Annotated in this window: 20 protein-coding genes, 1 tRNA gene and 1 pseudogene; 10 read left to right on the top strand and 12 right to left on the bottom strand. The window is 41.0% G+C overall.

Annotated elements, in window-relative coordinates; all coding sequences use genetic code 11:
- Window positions 1-2 precede the first annotated feature (2 nt).
- Window positions 3-2,729 (bottom strand): annotated as a pseudogene (locus tag F907_RS0117945) (TonB-dependent receptor plug domain-containing protein).
- A gap of 366 nt (window positions 2,730-3,095) precedes the next feature.
- Here F907_RS0117945 and trpD point away from each other — a divergent pair.
- The 6 genes from trpD to F907_RS11945 all read left to right on the top strand — a co-directional run bounded on the left by trpD (window position 3,096) and on the right by F907_RS11945 (window position 7,405).
- The gene (gene trpD / locus F907_RS11920) at window positions 3,096-4,145 is read left to right on the top strand and encodes an anthranilate phosphoribosyltransferase (protein ID WP_032861992.1); all 1,050 of its coding nucleotides are present in this window, start codon (window positions 3,096-3,098) and stop codon (window positions 4,143-4,145) included.
- Window positions 4,146-4,154: 9 nt separating this feature from the next.
- Entirely contained in the window at window positions 4,155-4,961 is an 807-nt protein-coding gene (trpC, locus tag F907_RS11925; RefSeq protein WP_016651765.1) for an indole-3-glycerol phosphate synthase TrpC, read from the top strand.
- Window positions 4,962-5,093: 132 nt separating this feature from the next.
- Entirely contained in the window at window positions 5,094-5,522 is a 429-nt protein-coding gene (locus F907_RS11930; protein ID WP_016651764.1) for a hypothetical protein, read from the top strand.
- A gap of 176 nt (window positions 5,523-5,698) precedes the next feature.
- Window positions 5,699-6,388 carry a Smr/MutS family protein gene (locus F907_RS11935; RefSeq protein WP_032861917.1) on the top strand — a complete coding sequence of 230 codons (690 nt, stop codon included), beginning with the start codon at window positions 5,699-5,701 and terminating at the stop codon, window positions 6,386-6,388.
- Between the two features lie 91 nt (window positions 6,389-6,479).
- Window positions 6,480-7,028 carry a GTP cyclohydrolase I FolE gene (gene folE, locus F907_RS11940; RefSeq protein WP_171057872.1) on the top strand — a complete coding sequence of 183 codons (549 nt, stop codon included), beginning with the start codon at window positions 6,480-6,482 and terminating at the stop codon, window positions 7,026-7,028.
- 14 nt (window positions 7,029-7,042) lie between these two features.
- Window positions 7,043-7,405, top strand: a complete 363-nt coding sequence (locus F907_RS11945) for a cupin domain-containing protein (protein WP_016651762.1) — start codon at window positions 7,043-7,045, stop codon at window positions 7,403-7,405.
- 36 nt (window positions 7,406-7,441) lie between these two features.
- Here F907_RS11945 and F907_RS11950 read toward each other — a convergent pair whose 3' ends face one another.
- The 5 genes from F907_RS11950 to hemE all read right to left on the bottom strand — a co-directional run bounded on the left by F907_RS11950 (window position 7,442) and on the right by hemE (window position 12,807).
- A complete protein-coding gene (locus F907_RS11950) occupies window positions 7,442-9,322 on the bottom strand; it encodes an Lnb N-terminal periplasmic domain-containing protein (RefSeq protein WP_016651761.1) in 1,881 nt (626 codons plus the stop codon).
- Window positions 9,323-9,399: 77 nt separating this feature from the next.
- The gene (locus F907_RS11955; RefSeq protein WP_004808553.1) at window positions 9,400-9,870 is read right to left on the bottom strand and encodes a DUF3015 family protein; all 471 of its coding nucleotides are present in this window, start codon (window positions 9,868-9,870) and stop codon (window positions 9,400-9,402) included.
- Between the two features lie 295 nt (window positions 9,871-10,165).
- Window positions 10,166-10,648, bottom strand: a complete 483-nt coding sequence (locus F907_RS11960) for a hypothetical protein (RefSeq protein ID WP_032861914.1) — start codon at window positions 10,646-10,648, stop codon at window positions 10,166-10,168.
- Window positions 10,649-10,895: 247 nt separating this feature from the next.
- Entirely contained in the window at window positions 10,896-11,690 is a 795-nt protein-coding gene (locus F907_RS11965) for a DUF817 family protein (RefSeq protein WP_016651759.1), read from the bottom strand.
- Between the two features lie 43 nt (window positions 11,691-11,733).
- Complete coding sequence (gene hemE, locus F907_RS11970) at window positions 11,734-12,807, bottom strand: uroporphyrinogen decarboxylase (protein ID WP_016651758.1); 1,074 nt, start codon at window positions 12,805-12,807, stop codon at window positions 11,734-11,736.
- A 198-nt stretch (window positions 12,808-13,005) separates the two neighbouring features.
- Here hemE and F907_RS11975 point away from each other — a divergent pair, with 198 nt between their 5' ends.
- Window positions 13,006-14,202, top strand: a complete 1,197-nt coding sequence (locus F907_RS11975; protein ID WP_016651757.1) for a L,D-transpeptidase family protein — start codon at window positions 13,006-13,008, stop codon at window positions 14,200-14,202.
- Window positions 14,203-14,268: 66 nt separating this feature from the next.
- Here F907_RS11975 and F907_RS11980 read toward each other — a convergent pair whose 3' ends face one another.
- A complete protein-coding gene (locus F907_RS11980; protein ID WP_016651756.1) occupies window positions 14,269-15,531 on the bottom strand; it encodes a GGDEF domain-containing protein in 1,263 nt (420 codons plus the stop codon).
- Window positions 15,532-15,694: 163 nt separating this feature from the next.
- Between F907_RS11980 and pyrC the strand changes: the two genes are divergently transcribed.
- The 3 genes from pyrC to F907_RS11995 all read left to right on the top strand — a co-directional run bounded on the left by pyrC (window position 15,695) and on the right by F907_RS11995 (window position 17,474).
- Window positions 15,695-16,729: a dihydroorotase gene (gene pyrC, locus F907_RS11985; RefSeq protein WP_005272410.1), complete on the top strand. Its 1,035-nt coding sequence runs from the start codon at window positions 15,695-15,697 to the stop codon at window positions 16,727-16,729.
- Complete coding sequence (gene rnt, locus F907_RS11990) at window positions 16,714-17,379, top strand: ribonuclease T (protein ID WP_005243269.1); 666 nt, start codon at window positions 16,714-16,716, stop codon at window positions 17,377-17,379. The genes pyrC and rnt overlap by 16 nt, the downstream gene beginning before the upstream one ends.
- 19 nt (window positions 17,380-17,398) lie before the next feature.
- Window positions 17,399-17,474, top strand: a tRNA-Glu gene (locus F907_RS11995).
- Between the two features lie 81 nt (window positions 17,475-17,555).
- On the opposite strand, the gene F907_RS12000 is transcribed toward F907_RS11995, so the two are convergent.
- The 5 genes from F907_RS12000 to F907_RS12020 form a co-directional block, all read right to left on the bottom strand.
- Window positions 17,556-18,800, bottom strand: coding sequence for an NADH:flavin oxidoreductase/NADH oxidase family protein (locus F907_RS12000; RefSeq protein WP_016651755.1), 1,245 nt, complete (start codon window positions 18,798-18,800; stop codon window positions 17,556-17,558).
- Between the two features lie 99 nt (window positions 18,801-18,899).
- Entirely contained in the window at window positions 18,900-20,504 is a 1,605-nt protein-coding gene (locus F907_RS12005) for an ABC transporter ATP-binding protein (RefSeq protein WP_016651754.1), read from the bottom strand.
- Entirely contained in the window at window positions 20,482-21,492 is a 1,011-nt protein-coding gene (locus F907_RS12010; protein ID WP_032861991.1) for an ABC transporter permease, read from the bottom strand. Before F907_RS12010 ends, F907_RS12005 begins: the two co-directional genes overlap by 23 nt.
- Window positions 21,492-22,562 (bottom strand): microcin C ABC transporter permease YejB, encoded by a 1,071-nt coding sequence (locus F907_RS12015; protein ID WP_016651752.1) that lies wholly within the window; start codon window positions 22,560-22,562, stop codon window positions 21,492-21,494. Before F907_RS12015 ends, F907_RS12010 begins: the two co-directional genes overlap by 1 nt.
- Before the next feature lie 16 nt (window positions 22,563-22,578).
- Window positions 22,579-24,429, bottom strand: a complete 1,851-nt coding sequence (locus F907_RS12020) for an extracellular solute-binding protein (protein WP_016651751.1) — start codon at window positions 24,427-24,429, stop codon at window positions 22,579-22,581.
- Between the last annotated feature and the right edge of the window lie 5 nt (window positions 24,430-24,434).

The following is a 24,434-nucleotide window of genomic DNA, read 5'->3' as shown; positions in this document are numbered from 1 at the left end:
TTTTAGAATTTATAGTTAAACTCTAACCAAGCTTGGCGGCCATAGAGAGGATAACCTGTTGCATAATAGGCCCATCCACCTGTGTAATCCAACTTATCCTTATCAAATAAATTATTCACAATAATTGAAGCCGATGCCTGAGATGAAATTTGATAAGTTCCACTCCAATTGACAACATACATCGGGTTCAACCAACCAGACTCATCGGCTTTCGGTAATTTTCCATAACGACTCAATAATACGGTGGACTCAAATGGACCGCGCCTCCAGCTCAGGCTGCTATTAAAGCGATCACGCCAATCAAGATTGCTTTTATCCCAAAGTAAATCATCAGCTGGATCTTCTTTGGATTGCTGATATTTATTCTTCAGTGTGCGGCTAAAATTGACGCTCCAGAGGAAATTGCCCCAATGATCAGTTGTCCAGCGCAATTTACTGGTCAAATCGATACCACTAGAACTGACTGAAGCGGCATTGATTGGAACAATATTAATATTGCGAATCACATTCGGGTTAACCACCGCATCCGTAGGATTACGTTCAATCCGTGCAAGTGCATCTACACATTGCGTATCATTAATATTTCTACGTCCAGCACGACAATCAGCCTCAGTTTTAAGCAACTTGTCTGCACTGATGTTCGTCACTTGATCATCAATCTGAATATTCCAGTAATCGACCGATAAATCAAAAGTTTTAGCAGGCGACCAGACAAAACCAAAACCATAAGATTTGCCGTTTTCAGGTTTTAAATCTTTGTTTCCGACTTTGATATAATCTGCGCCAGGAGAATACAATCTAAATTCACAATTACTTAATGGCTGTCCTGTTTGCTCACAGCGTAAATAATCCGTCGTACTCGAGTAATATCCTTTTTGTTTATTTAAGAATAAATAATTCATGTCAGGGGCACGAAAGCTTGTTTGGTAATTACTGCGAAGTAGTAAGGTTGGGTCTGGACGAAACTCCAGCCCTGACCCAAAAGTAAATTTATCAATACTATTATCCGAAAGCGCGTAGCGATCATAACGTCCAGACAAAGTTAAATTTAATGGTTTTGCTAAAGGAAGGAACAACTCGGTTCCCAAAGCTTGACGCGAACGCGTCCCACCATATTCACCCTAACTGGTTGTATTGAATTTACCCTGCTCAAAAGCTTTATCTGGTCTATTTTTAAAACCTTGCCGCCCAACTTCAGCAATTGCTGCCAATTTCGCCGTTCCCGCAGGTAACTCAAACACATCACCATTGGCAGCCAAACTCAGACTTTGCACCCAAGAGCGATCTTTTTGCTCACTGCTCCCCCAAACTCTTCTGATCTCGTCTGGACTGAGAGGCTGATTTAAACGTTTTAAATCCGGTGCGTAAATTGGAACACCATCTTTGTCTACTCCCAAACGAGAACCTAAGAAATATTCATCTATACCAGCAAGCTGATTGATCGGGTTGCGTAAATTACTGGTATAAATCGAACCGTTGTATGCCGCTTCATAATTCCAGCTACTGTCAGCAATATCCCCTCGAATACCAAAATTTAAATTTGATGAAAACTCCTGCCACTTCTTATTAACTTTATTCAGTCCACCAAATTCCTCTGGTGCAAAAGCACGATTCCAGATTTCATAATTGCCTGAGTTCTGATTGAAAAAGTAGCCATTCGTTCCCAAGGACGTCCATGTCGGTGAACGAGTATTATTCTGGATCTGATTGGCGCCAATGAGGACATCAGCAAATAATTGCGTTTTATCATTCAAGCTATAATCCAACCCCAAGTACCCATTCTGGCTACGATTTTGGGTCTGTACAGACCAATAAGTTGAGCGTACACGATCACTGGTACAACGATCGCCATTTTTAGCAAAGTTATGTACGGAACTCTTAAAAAGCTGCTCATATGCTTGGCAGCCATCCCCACCAATTGGCAAATATTGTCCTGTCTCCGCATTCCGGCGCCCAACAATTGTTGTCGGCGCTTCACCTTTCTTTGTACTGGTAGACATGAAGTGACGATCTGTTGCGAAAATCGGCTCACGCGCACTCAGCTCTAAGCCATAAACAAGATTCAGCTTATCTAGATTATTACTGCCACTGAGTTGTAAGCGTAGGTTTTCTCCACCTTCTTTCGTAGTACCTGCTTTGAGATTGACCTGTGTCCCATCCGTTTTCTTTTTCAGAATGATATTCACCACACCTGCAATTGCATCTGAACCATAAATTGCGGAAGCACCTCCATTTAAAATCTCAATCCGATCAATAATTGCAGTAGGAATATTGGCCAAATTGACAAAATTAACATTGCCCTCATACGCGACAGGATAATCCGCGACGCGATGGCCATTGATTAAGGTCAATGTATAATTTGGCCCTAAGCCACGTAGACTGATGGCATTTGCCGCAGGCGTTCTGATATTCCCAAAATCAGCGCCTTGTACAAACCCCGTATTTTGAGCCAGATTATTTAAAGCATCAAAAGCATTGGTATAGCCTTGTTTTTCAATATCGGCAGCGGTAATCACAGTCACACCGGTTGGACCATCTTTTTGTGCTTTTGAGATACGTGAACCCGTTACTGCAACACGTACCACCTTATCCGCTGCGACATTTTGCTGTGACGTCTCTGTATTTGTCTCCGCATAGCTTTGCAAGGGATGAAAAAGTGCGACAAATACAAACACAAAGCGATGCTTATTTTTCACGACCCCAAGATATTTCAAGTAATTTGAATACATATTAATTTATAGATAACATTAAGACCGCCTTAATATATCCACTTTTATTTGATTGATTTATACACATTTTTTATAGAGATATGTGTGAATTAGATATACCAAATGGTTGATTATTTATCATAAAAATTCAATTAAATACGCCACAAAATAAAACCTTTTTCCAGCAATCACCTCCAATCACAAACATCCCCATCTCCTCAAATAAGTTAAATTTTAAAAACTCTCTAGCAACATCCTAAATCTTGGGTTATTTTCTGCTAACATAACCCGTTAGCGAGTGGGACACACCACAAAAAGCCTAACTCTCCTTCATCCACCACCACTTTCATCCAAATTTTTAATCATTAAATGCTGTAACTCATGACTATGAATATCCAACAGGCACTCAATAACATTACCAAGAACATTCATCTGACCCAGCCACAAATGGAAGATGTCATGCGCAGTATCATGCAAGGTGAAGCAACTGATGCTCAAATCGGCGCACTAATGATGGGCTTGCGCATGAAGGGTGAAAGTATTGATGAAATTACAGCTGCCGCACGTATCATGCGTGAGTTTGCAATTAAAATTGATGTCAGTGATATCCCTCATCTGGTTGATATCGTGGGGACTGGCGGTGATGGTCAAAACTTATTTAATGTTTCAACCGCTTCAAGTTTCGTGATTGCAGCTGCGGGTGCAACGATTGCCAAACATGGTAACCGTGGCGTATCAAGCAAATCAGGCTCTTCGGATGTACTTGAGAAAATAGGCATTCAACTTGATTTAGATATGCAACAAACTGAACGCTGCATCCGTGAAATGGGCGTCGGTTTCCTGTTTGCGCCGAATCATCATAAAGCAATGAAATACGCAGTAGCGCCACGTCGTGAATTAGGCATTCGCAGCATCTTCAACTTACTGGGTCCTTTGACCAATCCAGCGGGCGTGAATCGTTTTGTGATTGGCGTATTTTCAGATGAATTATGCCGTCCAATTGCTGAAGTATTAAAACAACTCGGTGCAGTACATGTACTGGTGGTACATTCTAAAGATGGCCTAGATGAAATCAGCCTTGCGGCGCCAACCGCGGTGGCGGAACTCAAAGATGGCGAAATTACCGAATGGACCTTAAACCCAGAAGATGTCGGTATCGCCTCTCAAACCCTAACAGGCTTAGTGGTCAATAGTTCAGAAGAAAGCTTAAAGCTGATCAAAGATGCTTTAAGTCGAGATAAATCAGACGTTGGTGAGAAAGCTGCGAATATGATTGCGCTGAATGCTGGCGCAGGTATTTACGTCGCAGGCATTACCAAGACCTATAAACAAGCCGTTGAGCTGGCTCAAGATATTCTTTATGGCGGACAGGCCTTAGAAAAAATGAGTATCTTGGCTGAATTTACCAAGACATTGAAACAATATCAGGCAGACTAAGGACTTCTCATGATCGATATTCAAAATACCATTTTAGGTAAAATTGTTGACCGCAAACATGAGGAGCTTGCAGCACGTTTAAAACAACGTAGCTTGCATGATGTTGAACAGTGGGCTAAACAGGCCACCCCTGTTCGTGGTTTTGCCAATGCCTTACAACACAAACGTCCAGCCGTGATTGCTGAAATTAAAAAGGCTTCCCCATCTAAAGGCATCATTCGTGCAGATTTTAATCCTGCGGAGATTGCACAACAATATGAACAGGCAGGGGCTGCTTGTTTATCGGTATTAACCGATGTGGATTTCTTCCAAGGCGCAGATGAAAATATTGCGATCGCACGTCAGCATTGTGCCCTCCCTACTTTGCGTAAGGATTTCTTAATTGATCCTTACAATGTAGTTGAAGCTCGTGCGCTGCAAGCGGATTGTATTTTATTGATCGTGGCTTGTTTATCTGACCAACAACTCGAAGAAATGTCGAAAACCGCATTTGAACAGCAGCTTGATGTGTTGGTTGAAGTGCATGATGAATATGAGTTAGGGCGTGCTTTAAAGCTGTCAGAGCAATGTATTTTAGGGGTAAATAACCGTAATCTTAAAACCTTTGATGTCGATTTAAATACCTCATTGCGTTTAAAGAAATTACTACCAGCCTCTCGTGTTTTAGTCACTGAAAGTGGTATTGCCACGCCTGCTGACGTTGAAATGATGCAAGCTAATGATATTCATACCTTTCTTGTCGGGGAAAGCTTTATGAAGCAACCTCACCCTGATCAGGCATTTAATGCATTGTTTGGGCAACCTGAACAGATCTAAGCAAATTAAGGTTCAAGGTACGATTCCGCCTTGAACCTTTAAAATAATGCTAGAACTCAATATAAACTACTAATAAAGAATAAAAAAATCAGAGTTTGAAAATACTCAAAGATTAAATATTGATGGAACAAGATGAGTAGTTTCTTATTAATTCTAGGACTGATCTTTTTAGTTGGCTTTCCCATTTATAGTCATCTATTTTTCTACGCAAAAATTCAGAGATTTAAAGATCCAAGAGTCTTTTATTACTTTACGATCATTCCTGGCTGCATGCTGATTGGCATTGCCATATATTTATCTCCCGCAAAGACCCACATCAAAACTGAAGCGTGTGGCATCGTAGAACAATACAAAAAATTTCCAAAACGAGGAGGAGGCCACTTCGAGCGACTGGCGATTAATATGGATCAATCAGGTTATATTCGCTATTTTGACTTCGACAAAACTTTACCCCGTGTTCAAGTAAATAAACATATTTGTTTTGAACTATATGATCGTTTTAAAAATAAAGGCTTAGATCAATCACGAATTATAAATATTCTAACACCCTTAGAGATTTAGCTATCGTAGATGGCAATTAAAATAAAGAATCAAAATGAATTTATCCTCCTCTAGTTTGACCATTTTTAATGATTTTAAAATCCATATTTCCCCATGAATGCAATATAGTTCAAATCATCACAGATTCAGACTATAATTTTAAACCTCTCTCGTATCTTGCCTATTTTTCTAAAATTATGAGTAAACATGATTCATCGCTTTCTAAAGATCAGTTTAACTTACTGAAAGCCTTTAAAAAGCAAATTTCCAATCCGCAAGCGAGTGCGATTGCCAAACAAGCGGAGTCACAAAAGACTCAAGCTGTTGCTGAAGAGTTGGAAGATACCGAGCTTTTTAAAAAAGCCCTTTTAGGGGTAAAGCCCATCGACAATCAAAATATTGCCGATACTCGAGTTGCGCGCAGCAAAAAAGTCGACGCCCAAACCTTGGCTAAACGTGCCGCGGCTGAAGGTGGTGCAGAGCAAGAACTTACCGAGATTTCAGATACTCAAGCGATCTTAAATCCTGTTGCAAGTCAGGCCGCCTTAAGCTATCGCATTGCGACCTTACAGCACAAAGTTTTTGAAGACTTAAAAGCAGGCAAAATTCGCTGGTTTGAAGCAGTCGACTTACATGGTTGTACGGTTGAGCAAGCCCGTGCAGCAGTTCTGCAAATCATTCAAATAGCAAAAGATGAAAACCAGAACGTCATTAAAATTGTACATGGCAAAGGTCCAGAAGCCATTTTAAAAACCTATGTCAACGGTTGGCTCAGACAACACCGTGATGTACTTGCTTTCGTCAGTGCGCCTGAAAGTCAAGGCGGTACAGGTGCTGTTTTAGTACTCCTGAAACGTGCCGAAAAGAACCCTAAATACAAGCAATAATCTGCATTTATATCAAAATTAAGATTTTTAATCGTTTTCTGATACAATTGCCGTTTTTGTTCAACCCACCTAAGTGAACATTGTTATGTCTATGCAGCAATCGTACGCAAATATCTTAACTGCCGTTGGTGAAGACCTAAATCGCCCGGGCTTACAAGATACACCGATGCGTGCGGCGAAAGCGTTTTCTTTTTTGACTTCAGGTTATAGTAAAACCCTTGAAGAAGTTACAAATAGCGCACTCTTCCCTTCCGATAACCATGAAATGGTTTTGGTCAAAAATATCGAATTTTATTCACTCTGTGAACATCATTTACTGCCATTTTATGGTCGGGTACATATAGCCTATTTACCTGAAGGTCAGGTACTTGGTTTATCTAAATTTGCACGTATTACGGAAATGTTCGCACGACGTCTGCAAGTTCAAGAAAATTTAACCCAGCAAATTGCTGAAGCAGTAGCAAAAGTCACGCAAGCACGTGGTGTTGCTGTTGTGATTGACTCAGCGCATATGTGTATGATGATGCGTGGTGTTGGCAAGCAAGAATCAACCACACGTACCGTTTCTTTTGTTGGTGACTTTAAAACTGACAAAGATGTACGTCGTGAGTTCTTAAGCGCTGTGCCTGAAAACTATTAAGTTGAGCATCAAAGATGTCGACCATTCAGTTAGCAGGTTTTGGCGATTTAATCGCAAATGAAGCAAGTATTGATTACCCTCGTCCCGATCGTCTGGTTCGAGGTAATCCTGAACGTTTAACCTATAGTTTATATGAACATCCACATATGGACTGCGGCATCTGGCAATGTGAAATTGGCGCTTGGAATATTCAATTTGCAGATAATAAACAAGAGTTTTTTCAAATCATTGAAGGCACTGTCCGTATCCATGATGCGAAAAGCAATTCATTTATTGAAGTGAGTGCTGGCAATGCTGGAATTATCCCACCGGCATTTGTGGGTACATTTGAAGTCATTGAAAAAGTTAAAAAATACTATGTGATTGTTGAGGTTTGATCCTTGTAAATTCAAGTGATCAAGCCTAGTTTAGACTTAAAAAAAACGGACATAACCCAATCCCACTTTGTTCCAGTCTTTATGATCTTGCTGTTCAAAATCCCACTTTAAGCGCAAGGCATGGTTGCTACTTAAGCTATATTGAAGCTGTGTACCCACTCTTAGATTCCATTGACTTAGGTCTTGCCAATACGGCAGTTCAACTTGTACCACGCTATTGATATTGTCTGACCACTGATTCATACATCCTAAAGTTGGTCCTGCCCCAACACGCCAGCCCTTATCCAAAGCCTTTCCGCCTTGAATATGGCTTTGTAGCTGCGCATAACACAAATGTCGACGATCATAATCGGCCATGCTATAGCCCACTTGCATGTTCAGATTCATCACCCCATGTTGGGCATCTTCACTAAACTGCCCCTTCTCAATCGCTTCTTGTTTCCAACCTAAATTAAAACCCCACGTTAATGGTGATTTAAACGGTTGAATGGGGTTATAGGAGTTGACCGATAAAAGATCTAAATGTTCGAGCTTGAGTCTGTCATCACGGTATTGCAGATTGCCGTCTAAAAATAATAATTGTGCACCTGTACGATAGCCACCTTGTGGATCAATCAAGTCGTGATAGGCTTGACGATGCCCAAGTTCAATAAACTTTTGTCCTTGTACTTCACCCACATTCACCGAAAGATTCCGCGCACGATGACCTTCTACAGGTTGTTTTTTCGGACGTATCGGTTCTTGACGCTGCTTATCAATATCAATTTGACTGCGCTGTGCAAGTAACTGCCGTAATTGCGGCTGGGCAAAATCAGCATCAATCTGTTGACTGATATATTGCAGATATAAATCATCATAGGCCATTTCTAAAATCTTGGCCTGATCTTGTGGCTGATAGGTGTTTAAAATGGGTTGAACTTTATCCATTTCGGTAAAAGCGACTTGATGAGCAACTTTAGCTAAAGCAGTACCATGTTGTTTGGCTTGTGCAAGCAATTGTGTTTCAAGTGCAGGGCGATAAACCACTTCCTCGACCAAATTCTGTTGATCAACCACTTTCAGGGTTTCAATCGGAATCGCAGCATAATTGAACTGCTGTTTTAGGTTTAAATTAGGACGAACCAAGTCAATCAATCCCAATAAACGATAAGCACAGTTATCACTGACAAAATAATAAGGGAAACTCACATGTTGCATTTCCCAAATATGTTCAACCAGAAAGCGAGTTTCTTCTGGTGTTAAATTGAGTTCATATTCCCATAAATCACGGCTTTCAAAATCACCATATTCTTTTACTTTGCGATAATACGGCATCAGGGAGTATTCACCAGGATACTGCCCTGTCAAACCTTTCCACGCATAAGACCAGTTGTCCTCGCCTCTGACTGTGGCCGCATAATTGACCGCATAGGACACCAAGTTTAATTGCTTCTGATCTTTAGGGTCCAAACGCAATAAAGTATGCCCAAACATCGAACTTGGATTACCCATAAAATCTGTGGCATAGATCAAAGTGGCTTTATGCGGCTTGATTTGATTGATCCAGTCCTCAAATTCATTGCAGTTAGCTTTGGGAAGTTGTTGAGCCTCGATATTAAGCTGTTGCATCAGCCAACGGCTACGGGCTGGAAATTTACAACGAATGGATTGATTATCTGCAGCCTCAACAAATAAGGCACGAATATCAGCGTGTAATTCCTGCTTTAAATTGGTTCTACCATCTTTTGCATAAAAATAGCCGCTGTAAGCAACTTCACTGTTTTGCTTGTTGTCGGCATACATCAAACGTAGCCAAGTGGTCTGTTGATCTAATTGTTTTCGATTGGCAAGGTCCAAATAAGTCTGAACATCAGATTCAACCGCTGCATGGACAAAGTGAGACAACAAAGATGCAAACGCAAAAGTAGCTAATTTCATTCAATCGCAATTTTTAAAATAATCAGAATCATTATAAGAAAACCCTGCCATCAAGACAGGGTTTTATCGTGCAACAATTAAACGTATGCTTTAAGCACAGCGTCTTTCGCCATCACACCTTGTAAAGCATCTAAAACTTGTAGTGAGTTGGTATTTTTGCTTGAATAAATTTCAGCAAAGTTTGCTTTAGACACAGCAAAGAAACGTGCTTTGTCATTGGCTTTAATTTGCATTAATTCAGCAAGAACATTTAAGCTTTCACCTTGCCCCACCGCCATATCACGTGCTAAAGATTCAGCATTTTCATTGGTGAATGTCACCACTTGAGCGGTGACTGTACCGCCTTGACGGCATCCTAAAGTACCAAATGTAATACCTAGTAATTGATTGGTAAAGATACCATTGGTTGTTGCAGCTAGAATTTTTGGTGCAACGCCTTTTTTACCAGCCCAAATTTGGGTACCAGCACCACAACCGACATCATTATCAGCCATTGCAACAGTTGAACCAGCAGCTAACAAAGCAGCTAATGCAATTTTTTTTAACATAGGAACGATCTCCAGCAAGAATTATATTTCGCTATTTTTATCACTATTGTGTTGTGCAATTCTTCTTACACAGAAGTTAAAATAACGAGCTTAGCTAGTTTTAGCAAATAAATTTTGAAATATATCTGAAATATTTATAATAAGAGAAGTCAATAAAGCCTAAATTTAAATATTATTTAATAATAACTTAACTATCAAAACCACGATTAAATTGAATAATTTGTTGATGAAGTCAAAAAATCACGGCGATTTGCCGTGATCTAGAACATCATCAAAGCCATACTATAGGAAATAATTATAGACCAAGCATATAGCTCTCGATAGCACCTTTAGCATTAAAACTGATTACTAGAGAAGCGGCTTTATCACTTTGCCCTGTCGTCATTGCCGCGTTGACTGCATCATGTTTAGCTGAATTAACCATTGCTCCAACCTCTCCGAGCCCACCGCCTGGAATTGCAGCCATTAGACGATTTTTAATAATTCCTAAACCAGTATTGACTGTCGATGAAGATGAGCTCAATGATTCAATAGCTGAATTCGATTTTGAAGACCGATAGACCCAAGTTTCCCGTCCACTAGCATGAACACTCTTACTCACAGGCTCACCATATTTAGCCACAATATCAGCTTTGGTCGTTTTACCTTTAATCAAATTCTGTTGTAGATAACTCTGTTGAAATTTTTCAGCAGATGCTCCTCCACCAAATGGCATGGAAGTACAAGCTGTCAGACCCAACATTGTCGTGATTAAGAATATATTGACTATTTTTTCCATAAGATACTTCAGCGTAACTTAACTATTCGAGCTCACCTTATAAACCATGTTCCATATAAAAAAAACAAATGTCCTTTAATGTAAAAAAAAATGGTCAAACACGTATTCATTACAAGAAACAGCCTCATTTTTCACACTTATTCAATCAAATTTCTTAACACTTATATCTATTATATTTTTATAAATACAAAATAAAAACTAAAGAAGACTAAATTTAAATTGTTCACAAAATGGTCTACTATCTTCGTTAGTTTAACCGCCAAGAGCCATTTTTATCTCTCGTACCCAAGATTTTTAATACCAAAACCAGACTGAGTAATAATAACAGATACCATGACCCTAACTTGCCCCAGCCTACCATATGCCATGCATCCACTTGGCTTGGATACAACCAAATTTTATAAAACGTACTAATATTTTCAGCAATCCAGATCAGAAAAGCGAGCAAAAGTAAAACGGGTAACATCGGAACTTTAAAATGACGTTGCTCAAGTTGAAAAGACAGCTTGGTTTTCCAAAAAATCAAAACACTCCAAATAAATAACCCAACACGAATATCTGGAATAAAAAATTTGGTCATAAAGTTAAGATACGACAATACAGCCAAGCCTAGCATATTACCGAAACTGGGAAGTTTTTCGAAAGCGACATGATAAAGTCGTAAAGAACGGGCAAAAAAACTACCAACCGCTGAATACATAAAACCTGCAAACAAAGGCACAGTAAGTATTTTAAAAACAGCTGGCTGAGGATATTGCCACGATGCGATAGCAGGATGCGTCAAAAAGATTTCCATCCCCATTGCCATGATATGGAATAATGCAATCACCTTCGCCTCTGCCCATGACTCCAGTTTTAAGTAAATCAGACAGGCCTGAATAATCAGAGCATAAAACAGTAAATAGTCATAACGAAATAAACCATAATATTCATGGCTTCCCATCGGCGCAGTGATTGCAAATGCAATCAAAAGCAACAATCCAAATAAGGCAGCCGAAGCTGCCTTAGTGATAAAATTGAGTGGTAAAACAATCAATTGCACAAAACTGACCCTAACATGTAGACCTTGAAATATGGTTTAAATATCAACCTAAATATTTGGCACTGTATTCGTGTACAGTATCAACAAAAATCTTTGGCTGCGCAGGATCAACCCATTGGGTAATACCATGGCCCAGATTTGCGATATAACCCGTTTTTTCCCCGTTGGCATAAGCATCATCCAACATCGCTTTCACTGATTTTTCAATTGAAGCAGCTGAGCCATAAAGCACGGCAGGATCTAAATTACCTTGTAAGGCCGCGCGACCAGCAATCACATCACGTGCAGTATAAAGTGGTGTCGTCCAATCCAAACCAAATGCATCTGCACCTGTCGTCAGCATGGTCTCTAACCATTGTCCACCGCCTTTGGTGAAAACAATAATTGGAATACGACGGCCATCTTTCTCGCGTTGGAGACCTGCAATAATCTTGGTCATATAATTCAATGAGAATTCAACATATTCTCTATGCGCCAATGCACCACCCCAACTGTCAAAGATCTGGATCGCTTGTGCACCCGCATCAATTTGTGCATTCAGATAATCAATCACTGAATCCGCTAAATGATCCAGTAAAGCATGTAATACTTCTGGCTGTGCATACATCATATTTTTAGTAAAACGGAATTCTTTGCTTGAACCACCTTCAATCATATAGGTTGCTAAAGTCCACGGGCTTCCCGAAAAACCAATTAATGGCACTTGTCCATGTAACGCAGAACGAATGGTCGAGACCGCATTCATCACATAAGCTAAATCGGACTTGGCATTGAGCTTTGGTAAATTCGCCACATCCTGTTCAGTACGCACTGTTTTATGAAATTTTGGCCCTTCACCTGTTTCAAAATATAGGCCTAAACCCAATGCATCGGGTACAGTCAAAATATCTGAAAATAAAATCGCAGCATCCAGTTCATAACGGCGCAATGGTTGCAATGTCACTTCACACGCAAATTCGGTATTCTTACATAAAGATAGAAAGTCTCCTGCCTGCGCACGAGTTTCACGATATTCTGGTAAATAACGTCCTGCTTGACGCATCATCCATACAGGTGTGGTGTCTACAGGTTCACGTAATAAAGCTCGTAAAAAACGATCATTTTTCAACGTTGTCATTACCAATCTCTAAATTCTTTCATGTAGAGCGCATCATAACAAAGTTATCTAGGAATTTATAACCGCAATGCCATACAAAAGCCCTCCCTTCAAATAAATTTCGCTTTTACACAAAACTGCTACTGCAAGCCGTATTATTTTCTGTAATACTTGCAACATCTTATATCTCAATATGAATAATTCTTAAGGTTGAATTACATGTTTGTTCGCTCATTACTCGCTATGAGTTTAAGTTGTATTCTTACTAATGTTGCTTTTGCTGCGCCAACAACTGAGCAACCATTAAATCCCAAAAAAGTCGCAGGTTCAGTACAAGATCCAATTGATCCCTTAGCAATTGATCGTACCACTTCTGGTGTTGCTGCTGATCCAGCCTCTAGCGTTGCTGCGCCAGCAACATCTGATCCTCAAGTGAATACAGGTGCTGCATCCGTCGTCTCTCAAAAATTAGAAAATACACCAGATACTGCAACGGCTGCACCTACTGCTAAAATTTCATGGACATTGGATAGTATCAATAATGCTGAATGGCCTGAAACCTTACCCAGAGGACAGCTTCCAGCCTATGCACGCGCTCATGTGATGCTGAATAACGCGCATGCTTCACCAGGTGCAATTGATGGCGCAAATGGTAAAAATACATTAAAAGCCATTGCATCATTCCAGCAAATGAATGGTTTAACGCCAACAGGTCAACTGACTAAAGAAACATGGGATGCATTGGTTGCTAAGCAAACCAAACCGGCTTATGTTGAATACACACTCACCGATGCTGACTTTAAAGGCCCGTATGCGGATTCAATCCCGTCAGACTACGCCTTACAAGCAAAAATGAAAGGTTTGTATTACACCCGCGTAACAGAAATGTTAGGTGAAAAATTCCATATGGATGAAAATTTCTTAAAGAAACTGAATCCAACGGCAACCTTTAAAAAACCTGGCGAGAAAATCATTGTTGCCAATGTCCGCAATGATTTACCAGAAGATATTCATTTGATCGTTGCGCACAAAGGTGCAAGACAGCTGTATTTATTCAACAGCCGTAACCAAATGATTGCTTCATTTCCTGCAACAATTGGTAGTTCTGACACGCCTTCTCCAACGGGTACCTATAAAGTAGTCGGTGTTGCTCGCAACCCGTACTATAGCTACTCACCATCGAACTTTGTACAAGGTAAGAACCTTAAACCACTCACTTTACCACCTGGTCCTAACGCGCCAGTGGGGAATATCTGGATTGGTTTAAGCAAGAAATCATTTGGTATTCATGGTACACCAAACCCATCGTTGATCTCTAAAACTGCATCACATGGTTGTATCCGTTTAACCAACTGGGATGCGAATGATTTAGGTAATAAAGTACGCTCAGGTGTAACTGTAAAATTCTTGGAATAATGTAAAAGTTATTTGATAAAAACCGAAGACCAACATTGATCTTCGGTTTTTTTTCGCTTAAATATTTTATTCTACGTTGGGGAGTGGCTGATAATAAATCTGATTGCGACCTAATTGCTTCGCACGATATAAGGCTTTATCTGCCGTATCAATCAAAAGCTCCTGACTAATTTTTGGATTGCCATTAAAAACAGTTATCCCCAAGCTAATGGTCACATGATTTGCGACTAAGGATTTTTCATGAGGAATCATTAAGCGGTCAATTGCTCGATAAATATTGGTTGCTACAGCATAAGCTCCTTGAGCTGAAGTCTCTGGCAACAAGACCACAAATTCCTCTCCACCATATCGTGCAATAAAATCCATATGCCGAATTGAACTTTTGATGCTTTTCGCGATAGCCGAGATCACTTGGTCACCCATTTGATGCCCATAAAAATCATTGTAATTTTTGAAAAAATCAATATCGATAAAAAGTACAGACAATGATTTTCGCTCTCTACAAGATAAATCATAATAATAACGGCACATTTCTTCAAAAGTACGTCGATTTGATACATCGGTCAGTTCGTCATGCTGACTCAAATGTAACAACTCAGAGGCCTGTATCCGCAAAATCTGTTCATCAATTTCTGAGATTTTCGACTTTATAAATATTTTTCTTTCTTTGGACGTCAACATCACACTAATCGAAAAACCGAGCAGTAAACTTCCAATCAGCGTCCGCCCAATCATTAAAAAGTCACTTGTATGATTGAGTAAATATAAAATAAACAAGATAGAAATTGCAGCAAATGAGCCAATCCACAACATATGTAATGGTCGGATGCCACTCAGAATAAATCCCAACATATATAGAAAGGCAATCAATACCATCGCCTGATTCTGCAATACCAGATTGGAAACACTCATCATCAACACGGAGGTCAATACAATGGTCAAGAAAACAATGAGACAGGCTGTCGGATAAAATAAATTGCTCAGCGTTTTAAATCTTGAGAAGACCCAGAATAAGAAAAGTGCAATACCAACGACCATTAAACTCAGAATACTGTAGATAAAGTCGAGCACAAAATGCTCACTTGCACGTATGACAATAAAGTTAGAAGGTAAAATCAACAGAACAAAAACAGTATAGGTAATCACCCCCTGACCAAAGAACTGAATCGCATTGAGGCGGGTGCGATCAACATTAAAGGTCCAAAATTCATTTTCTAGTTGTTGAGGTAAAGTTTGATGGGAACTCTTTGACTTAGAATGTTGGGCAACAAGCTGCTCTAGGTCTTCTTTTGACCTCTGCAACTGATCAAGATCATAGCCATTGTCCATCCCATACACTCTTTTTATACTGCACTATTTTTGTGCCGCATAAAAAATAACATAAATTCTCATTTTGTCATGTGCTTTGCTTAACCACTTATCCGTAATTGTAGTTACCATTTTCACACTTTATGCATTATTATTTGTATTATTTTTAAGTTTGAAGTAGACCTTGAATACTCTTACACTTTTGCAACCAGATGATTGGCACGCACACCTGCGTGATGGTTTAGCTTTAAAACGTACTGTCCCTGATTTAGCCAAACAATTTGCACGCGCAATTTGTATGCCCAATCTTGTTCCACCCGTCAAAACTGTAGATGAAGCTTTAGCCTATCGCGAGCGTATTCTTGCCCATGTCCCAGAAGGGCTTCATTTTGATCCGCGTATGGTGCTTTATTTTACCGATCACACTTCTCCGGATGAAGTGCGTAAAATTAAAGAGTCTGAATTTGTCAATGCCATCAAGCTTTATCCTGCGGGTGCAACCACTAACTCAGATAATGGCGTTAGTGATATTCGTAAAGTGTACGCTGTGATCGAACAACTGGAAGAACATCAAGTTCCTCTGTTGCTTCATGGTGAAGTCACGCATAATCATGTTGACATTTTTGATCGTGAAAAAAGATTCCTAGATGAAGTACTGTCACCGTTACTGAAGCAGTTCCCACAATTAAAAGTCGTACTAGAACACATTACAACAAGTGATGCGGCAAATTTTGTACTGGAACAAGATCGTAATGTTGCAGCAACCATTACGCCTCAACATTTATTATTCAACCGCAATGATATGTTAGTGGGTGGCGTCAAACCACATTTCTATTGCTTACCAATTTTAAAACGTCAAACGCATCAAACCACCTTGCTGGAAGTAGCAACCAGCGGCAATCCAAAATTCTTCTTAGGTACAGATAGTGCTCCACATGCACAAAATGCCAAAGAGAATGCCTGTGGTTGTGCAGGCTGCTATAGCGCACCTAATGCCATTGAGCTTTATGCACAGGCATTTGACCAAGTCGGTAAACTAGAACGTCTGGAAGGTTTTGCCAGCATGTTTGGTGCTGACTTCTATGGTTTACCACGTAATACTTCAACCATTACGCTCGTCAAAGAAGACATTACCGTCGCTGAATCTTTTGATTACCTTGAAGATCAGAAAATTATTCCACTTCATGCAGGTAAAACACTGCAATGGAGAAAAGTGTGACCCAAGAAGAAAATAAAGCGCCTGTCATTGGACAGCGTTTTCGTGGATTTTTACCTGTTGTTGTCGATGTCGAAACAGCAGGTTTTAACTCACAAACCGATGCCCTACTTGAAATTGCCTGTATTCCAATTGTTTATGATGAACAAGGTCAATTTGTACCAGGTCCATCATTCCAAGCGCATATCAACCCATTCGAAGGTGCCAATCTGGATCGACGCTCGCTCGATTTTATTGGGATTGACCCATTCAACCCAATGCGTGTTGCGATGGCTGAGGATGAACGAAGTGCTTTACGTCGCATTTTCAAATCATTGAATGAAGTACGCAAAGCCCAGCACTGTACCCACGCGGTATTGGTCGGTCATAACGCACATTTCGACTTGGGTTTTTTACAAGCAGCAATTGCACGTTCTGGAACCAAAAACCAGAATCCTTTTCACAGCTTTTCGGTGTTTGATACGGTGACCTTAAGTGCGGTCATGTTTGGGCAAACCGTGTTGGCACGTGCCTGTATTCAGGCCGGAATCGAGTTTGATGGTAAGGAAGCACACTCTGCTTTGTACGATACGCAGAAGACCGCTGAACTGTTTTGCTATATTTTGAACAAACTGTCTCCTCACCTTCTTGACAGTTTGGTGACAGAACCCTAATATACACCCACCTCAAGAAGTCCCTATCGTCTAGAGGCCTAGGACATCGCCCTTTCACGGCGGTAACCGGGGTTCGAATCCCCGTAGGGACGCCAAATTTGAAAAAGCCACTGCATCTTAAGACAGTGGCTTTTTTATTTGTCAAAATAAAGGGTTCCGTAGAACCCTAAATCAGATCAAGCAGATTTACGCGAATTGACACGACCTTTCACCACCGCTTTGATATTCCCTTTCGCATAGTTCAAGAATACCAACAATGGGGATAATTTTGGATTTGGCTTCTTGCCCTGCCCAATCGCTTTGAACTGTGCGGCATACCAGATGATTTCCATGATCGCCATCTTATCGACAAAGGGAATCCCTGTTTTAATTGGTTTTACAGCATAACGAACATCATGCCCTGCAATTAAACGGTCTGTCAGATCCGTTTCAACTGCCAATGGGCGTGCAATTCCAATAAAATCACATGCACCACTTTCAAGTGCAGCATTCATTCCTTCTACGGTACGAAAGCCCCCCGTCACCATCAACTTACAAGAGACATGTTGGCGGATCTTCTCGGCAAACTCTAAGAAATATGCCTCACGTGCAACGGTACTGGCTTTACGGGATTCGGCTTTTACTCCTGCCATTGCTGGCGCCTCATAAGTCCCTCCCGAGATTTCAATAATATCGATCCCCGCTGCATCAATTGCCTTAAATACAGTAATGACATCATCTTCAGTAATACCACCGCGCTGAAAATCCGCCGAATTTAGTTTGACCGAAATGATGAAATTTTCAGAGGTCGCCTCACGGACTGCCTTATAAATTTCCAGCAAGAATCGCATACGGTTCTCAATCGAACCACCCCATTGATCGGTACGCTTGTTGGTCAGAGGTGATAAAAACTGGCTGATGAGATAACCATGTGCACCATGAAACTGCACCCCCTCAAACCTAGCCTTTTCGCATACCGCTGCGGCCGTTGCAAAACGCTGAATAATATCTAAAATTTCTTCATGTTTGAGCTCACGTGGTGTGCCAAACATTGCAGCAAGCATGGGACTAAATGGCACCGCTGATGGCGCGACAGTCTCTTTATTGAGCCCCTTAGGACATTGCCGACCAGGATGTGACAACTGAATCAATTGCACCATGCCGTATTTTTTGCCAATCGCAGCCCATTGCTGTAATTTTTCCAAATCCCGTTCTGTTTCAATTGCAACCACACCAGGCTCATTCTTGGCACCAATATTCACCATCACATTACCGGTGACGGCACAACCGAGTCCACCTTTTGCCCAAGCCTCATATAAACCAATTAACACATCATTCGGCTGTCCAGCATCATTTGCCAGCGCTTCACTCATGGCCCCTTTAATAATACGGTTTTTAAATGTGGTGTTCCGAATCTGGATACTATCTGCAATCTGACTCATGGCCATCCTCTGCTACTATTAGAGCTTTTACTCTAATTTAATCTGATTATTTTGACTGTCAAGCTCTCTTCCGACAAACTGACAATAGCATATGTCAATTTAATTACAATGAGAATATGTGCTGGCAGAAATGAGTTGACGCGTGTATTCCGTCTGAGGCTGGCTAAATAAAAGTGCTGTTGCTTGATATTCCAAGACTTTGGCGTGATGCATGACCATGACTTTCTGACAAAGCGCTTGAATGACTTGTAAGTCATGACTGATAAACACATAACTGATTTTTTCTTGTTGCTGCAAACGACGCAGTAACTGAATGATGGCCAGTTGGGTGGTGCGATCTAAAGCAGACGTCGGTTCATCCAGAATCAGTAGCTTGGGATTCAAGACCAATGCACGAGCAAGCGCTACACGTTGCCGCTGACCGCCAGAGAGCTGATGAGGATACTTAGTTCTTTCTGTTGTAGACAATTCGACTTTTGCAAGCACAGCGTCAATTTGCTCATGACACTGTTGCTTGGAAATACGTTGCAGCTGAAGCCCCTCTGCAATAATTTGTTCAACAGACATTCGTGGATTTAAGCTACTGAAAGGGTCTTGGAAGACAATCTGGAAATCTTGGCGAAGTGGCCGAAGCTGTTTTCGGGTCAATTGGTTTAAATTATTCTTCTGGAAAAGGATTTCACCTTCACTTTTGATCAACCGCGTGATAGCCAACGCCAACGAAGACTTCCCTGAACCACTTTCCCCAACAATACCCAAAGCCTCGCCTTGCGATAAGCTAAAACTCACAGCTTCAGCGGCAACTTTATAGGATTGAATCCGATTAAATAGCCCACCTCTGATAGGATATTTTACCGTAACATTTTTTAATTCCAGTAATCTCTGGCTGGGTTGTAGCTGCAAAGCCTGCCCAAAATCATGATTCAGTAGATTCTGCGTATATACCGTCTTGGGATGTGTAAAAATTTCATTGACCTCACCCTGCTCTTCAACTCGCCCTTGATTGAGTACCACAACCTGATCTGCATAATGCCGAATTAAATTCAGATCATGGCTAATCAAAATAAGTGCCATCTTTCGCTGCTGTTGTAACCGTTTTAACAACGCTAAAATTTGGGCTTGTAGCACCACATCTAAAGCTGTCGTTGGCTCATCTGCGATCAAAATTTCAGGCTCTAAAGCCAAGGCCATCGCCAACATCACCCGTTGTCGTTGCCCTCCTGATAATTCATGTGGATAGCATTTCAGAATTTGCTCTGCCTCAACAAGCCCAACCTCTTGTAATAAAGAAAGCGTCTGCTGTCGAATATCTGCCTTACTAAACCCAGATAAAATCAGGCTTTCAGCAATTATTTTTTCTACACAGTGCAAAGGATTCAATGCTGTCATTGGTTCTTGAAAAACCATGGCAATTCGTTTGCCGCGAAGCTGCTGCAATTGAGCTTGGTGAGCAGACAAAAACGCTTGGCCAGCAAATTCAACTCGCCCTTGCACCGCCAAGTTCTCGGGTAACAACCCCAATAGGGCAAGCGCACTGATTGATTTCCCAGAACCACTTTCACCGACAATCGCCACCGTTTGGGCAGAGTAAACATCGAAGCTCAAATGCTCGACCAAACAGTGTCCTATTTCGTTTTGGATCTTGAGTTGCTGAACACTTAATAAAGGCTGTAAAACAGTCTTAGCGTCTTGGGTCGAATGCATCACGCGCTGCCTCCCCAATATAAATCAATAAAGACAGTACAATCGCCAAAGTAAAGGATCCTGAAAGCACCAGCCAAGGTGCATCGAGATTATTTTTACCTTGTAATAATAACTCTCCGAGCGAAGCCGCGTCAGGAGGTAGACCATAACCTAAAAAATCCAATGCAGTTAAAGCAATGATATTCGCGGTCAACATAAACGGAATCTGTGACAGACTAGAGCTTATAGCATTAGGCAAGATGTGCTTAAAGATAATTTGATCATCACTTACCCCCAACGCTTGCGCTGCCCGAACATAATCAAGATTGCGCGCGCGCAAGAATTCTGCCCGTACCAATCCAACCAACTCCGTCCAGCCAAATAGCAACATGATCAGAAATAGCCAATATACACTGGGGCTAAACATACTGACCAGAATCATGACAATGAACAGCATTGGCAAACCGCCCCACACCTCTAGCACCCGTTGTCCAATCAGATCAATCCAGCCACCGTAATACCCCTGTATTGCCCCCACAATAATGCCAACAACAGCAGAACACAGTGTCAGGGCAAATCCAAATAAGAGGGAAATGCGAAGACCATAGAGAATTCGGGCAAATACATCGCGACCTTGATCATCCGTTCCAAGCCAGTTCTGTGGACTTGGTTTTGATGGCACAGGCACCGCAAGTGATAAATTGGGAGATTGATAGGAAAAAGACACCGGTGGGGAAATCATCCAGCCCTGCTTTTCAATTAATTGCTTCACCACAGGATCTTGATAATCTGCAGTGGTTTCAAAAACACCGCCAAAGGTCGTTTCTGGATAATCCCGAATGATCGGGAAATAAAAAGACTGCTGATAATGAACCAACAGCGGTTTATCATTAGCAATGAATTCGGCAAATAGCGACAAAACAAAAATAATTATAAATAGAATAAAACAACGAAAACCAAGCTGATTATGCTGAAAGCGAGAAAATCGTGCGCGCATTAAAGGTGACATCATTGCCCACCTCTTGATTCAAAATCAATACGCGGATCAATCACGTGATAGAGTAAATCACCGATTAACCGCAAAATCATTCCAAATAGAGTAAATAAAAAAAGAGTTCCAAAAATGACAGGATAATCACGCTGGGTAATTGCCTCAAAACCTAATAAGCCAATGCCATCCAGATTAAAGATAATCTCGATAAATAAGTTACCTACAAAGAAAATCCCGACCAGTGTTTCCGGTAAAGCTGCCACCACCACCAAGATTGCATTACGAAAAACATGCCCATAAAGGATCTGATTTTCGTTTAGGCCTTTTGATCGTGCAGTCAGCACATAGGGCTTTTTCAGCTCTTCTACAAATGAATATTTAATCAGATAGGTGCGTGCAGCAAAACTCCCCAATACCATGCTCAGAATCGGCAAACTCATATGCCATAGATAATCTTTTATTTTTGCCAATAGACTCAGCTGGGCAAAGTTTTCCGATACCAAACCTTGCAACGGAAACCATTGTAAATAACTACCTCCTGCAAAAAAAACAATCAGCAAAATGGCAAAAACAAAAGATGGGATCGCATAACTTACTGCAAGCAACAATGAACTGGATTGATCAAACAGCAAACCATTATTTTTGGCTTTTTTAATGCCCAGAGGAATCGCAATCAGGTAAATCAGAAAAGTGCTCCAAATCCCCAAAGACAGCGTGACTGGCAATTTTTCATAGAGTAGCTGCGTTACAGGCTTATCTTTAAAAAAACTGCTGCCGAAATCCAGCGTCAAATACCCTTTGAGCATTAATCCAAAGCGCTCATAGGCCGGTCGATCAAAACCATACTGTGCTTTGATTTTTTCAATCATCTCCGGGCTTAAGCCACGTGCACCCTGATACTGTGCCAGTGTACCGAGTGTAGATTGTGAATGACTACCTGCCCCTAAACCCTGTGCATTCTGGATTTGTTGAACCGCTTGTTCGACAGGCCCGCCGGGTGCAATTTGCACAATAATAAAATTAATCAATAAAATGAAAAATAAGGTTGGGATCATCAATAACATTCTTTTCAGAATATAGTGAAGCATTTAGTAAGATCCTTGATTATTTTAATCCAGATTTTTGCACAGGCTGATCAAGTTTTTTAGCTTTCGCAGCATCAACCCACCAGTATTCCCACCCCACAGAAAGCTTTGGTTTAATTTGTGGTTGCTGATATATATCCCAATAGGCGAACCATCGTTCGGGTTTCCCATAAGTCAGGATCTGATAATAACCTGCTCGCAGCAAACGATCGAGTACGCGCGTATACAACACCACTTCTTCACGTGTTTTTGCCGCCACAATCTTCCTAATCATCTGATCAATTGCAGGGTTCTTTATTCCTGAATAGTTGTAATTCCCTGCTTCATCCGCGGCAGCACTCCCCCAAAACTGGGCTTGCTCTTTGCCTGGCGTCAAGGTCTGTGGCAATTTCAGTACCATCATATCAAAATCTTGATGCCGAATCCGTTCCATATATTGGGGAACATCGACTTGTCTGAGATTGACCTGAATCCCTAAACGCCCCAGATTACGCACAAAAGGCATCAATTCACGTTGTGGGTTCTCTTGCTGCATCAATAACTCAATGCGAATCGCGTTTCCCTGACGATCATACAATCGACCTTGGCGAATAACATAGCCCGCATCTTTTAAAACCTTTTGCGCTGCCAATAAATTCTGTCGATTGAAACCACTCGCATCGGAAACAGGATAATGCCAATCCGCCAGCACTCCTTGACGCATGACTGGATCTAACTGAGCCAAGAACGGATTCAAGATTTTTAGCTCGGCGGTACTCGGTCGGCCCGTTGCTGCCAAATCGGTATTGTCAAAATAGCTTTGTAAGCGCTGATTCTGATTAAAAAATAAAGCTTTATTTTGCCATTCAAAGTCATAAGCATAGGTTAATGCCTGACGAAGATGGATATCATTCAAGGGGGCACGGCGGATATTAAACACCAAACTTTGAATATCCAACGGCGTTCCCAAACGCGCTTTATAAGTCTTGATCAAGCCCGACCTAACTGCTGGAAAATGATAGGCAGTCACCCAATTACGGATATTTTTTTCTTCATATAAATTGAACTGCCGAGCTTTAAAGCCCTCGAAACTGACCTCTAAATTTCGATAATACACATACTTAAGTCGATCAAAGTTATAACGACCTTTATTCACAGGCAAATCTTTGGCCCAATAGTTTGGGCTGCGTTTATAGCTAATACTCCGGCCTGCATCAATCCGGTCAATCACATAGGGGCCAGACCCGACAATCGGTTGTAATGTCACCCGCGTAAAGTCTTTGTTGTTCCAGTCTAGTTTTGAATAGATCGGAAGGCTTGCCACAATCAGCGGCATTTCCACATTATTCTTCGATTTAAACGTAAATTTAATCTGGTATCTGGACAATACTTCTGTTTTAGCCAAATCAGACAAATACATCTGAAAACCTAAATTGGCTTTAGTTTGATACATCTCAAAGGTAAATTTGACATCTTCTGCGGTGACAGGCTGACCATTATTAAATCGCGCATGTGGATTCAAATGGAAAGTCACTGATTGTAGATGCTCTGGATCGTAACTGACCTTTTCCGCCAATAATGGATACATGACCCGTGGTTCATCCAATGAACGATCCATTAAACTATCGAATAGATAATTGACCCCTTCAGTCGAACTGCCCTTGCCATTCATGCTATTTAAATTATCAAATGTTCCCAAACTGGATTGACTCAGGACTCCTCCCTTAGGTGCATTTGGATTGGCATAAGGCATCGCTTTGAGCTGTGCATATTTCGGCTGCACATGCATGGCCAAATAAGGTGTGGTTTGTATTGCCGCAAAGGCAATCGGAGTAAAAAGGCTTAGTCCATAACATAGACTAAGCCTTTTTGTGAAAAGCGAAAAGCTCATCTGTA

Source organism: Acinetobacter colistiniresistens (assembly GCF_000413935.1).
GTDB lineage: Bacteria > Pseudomonadota > Gammaproteobacteria > Pseudomonadales > Moraxellaceae > Acinetobacter > Acinetobacter colistiniresistens.
The sequence above is the reverse complement of the archived record's forward strand: the minus strand, read 5'-3'. Positions and strand labels throughout refer to the sequence as shown.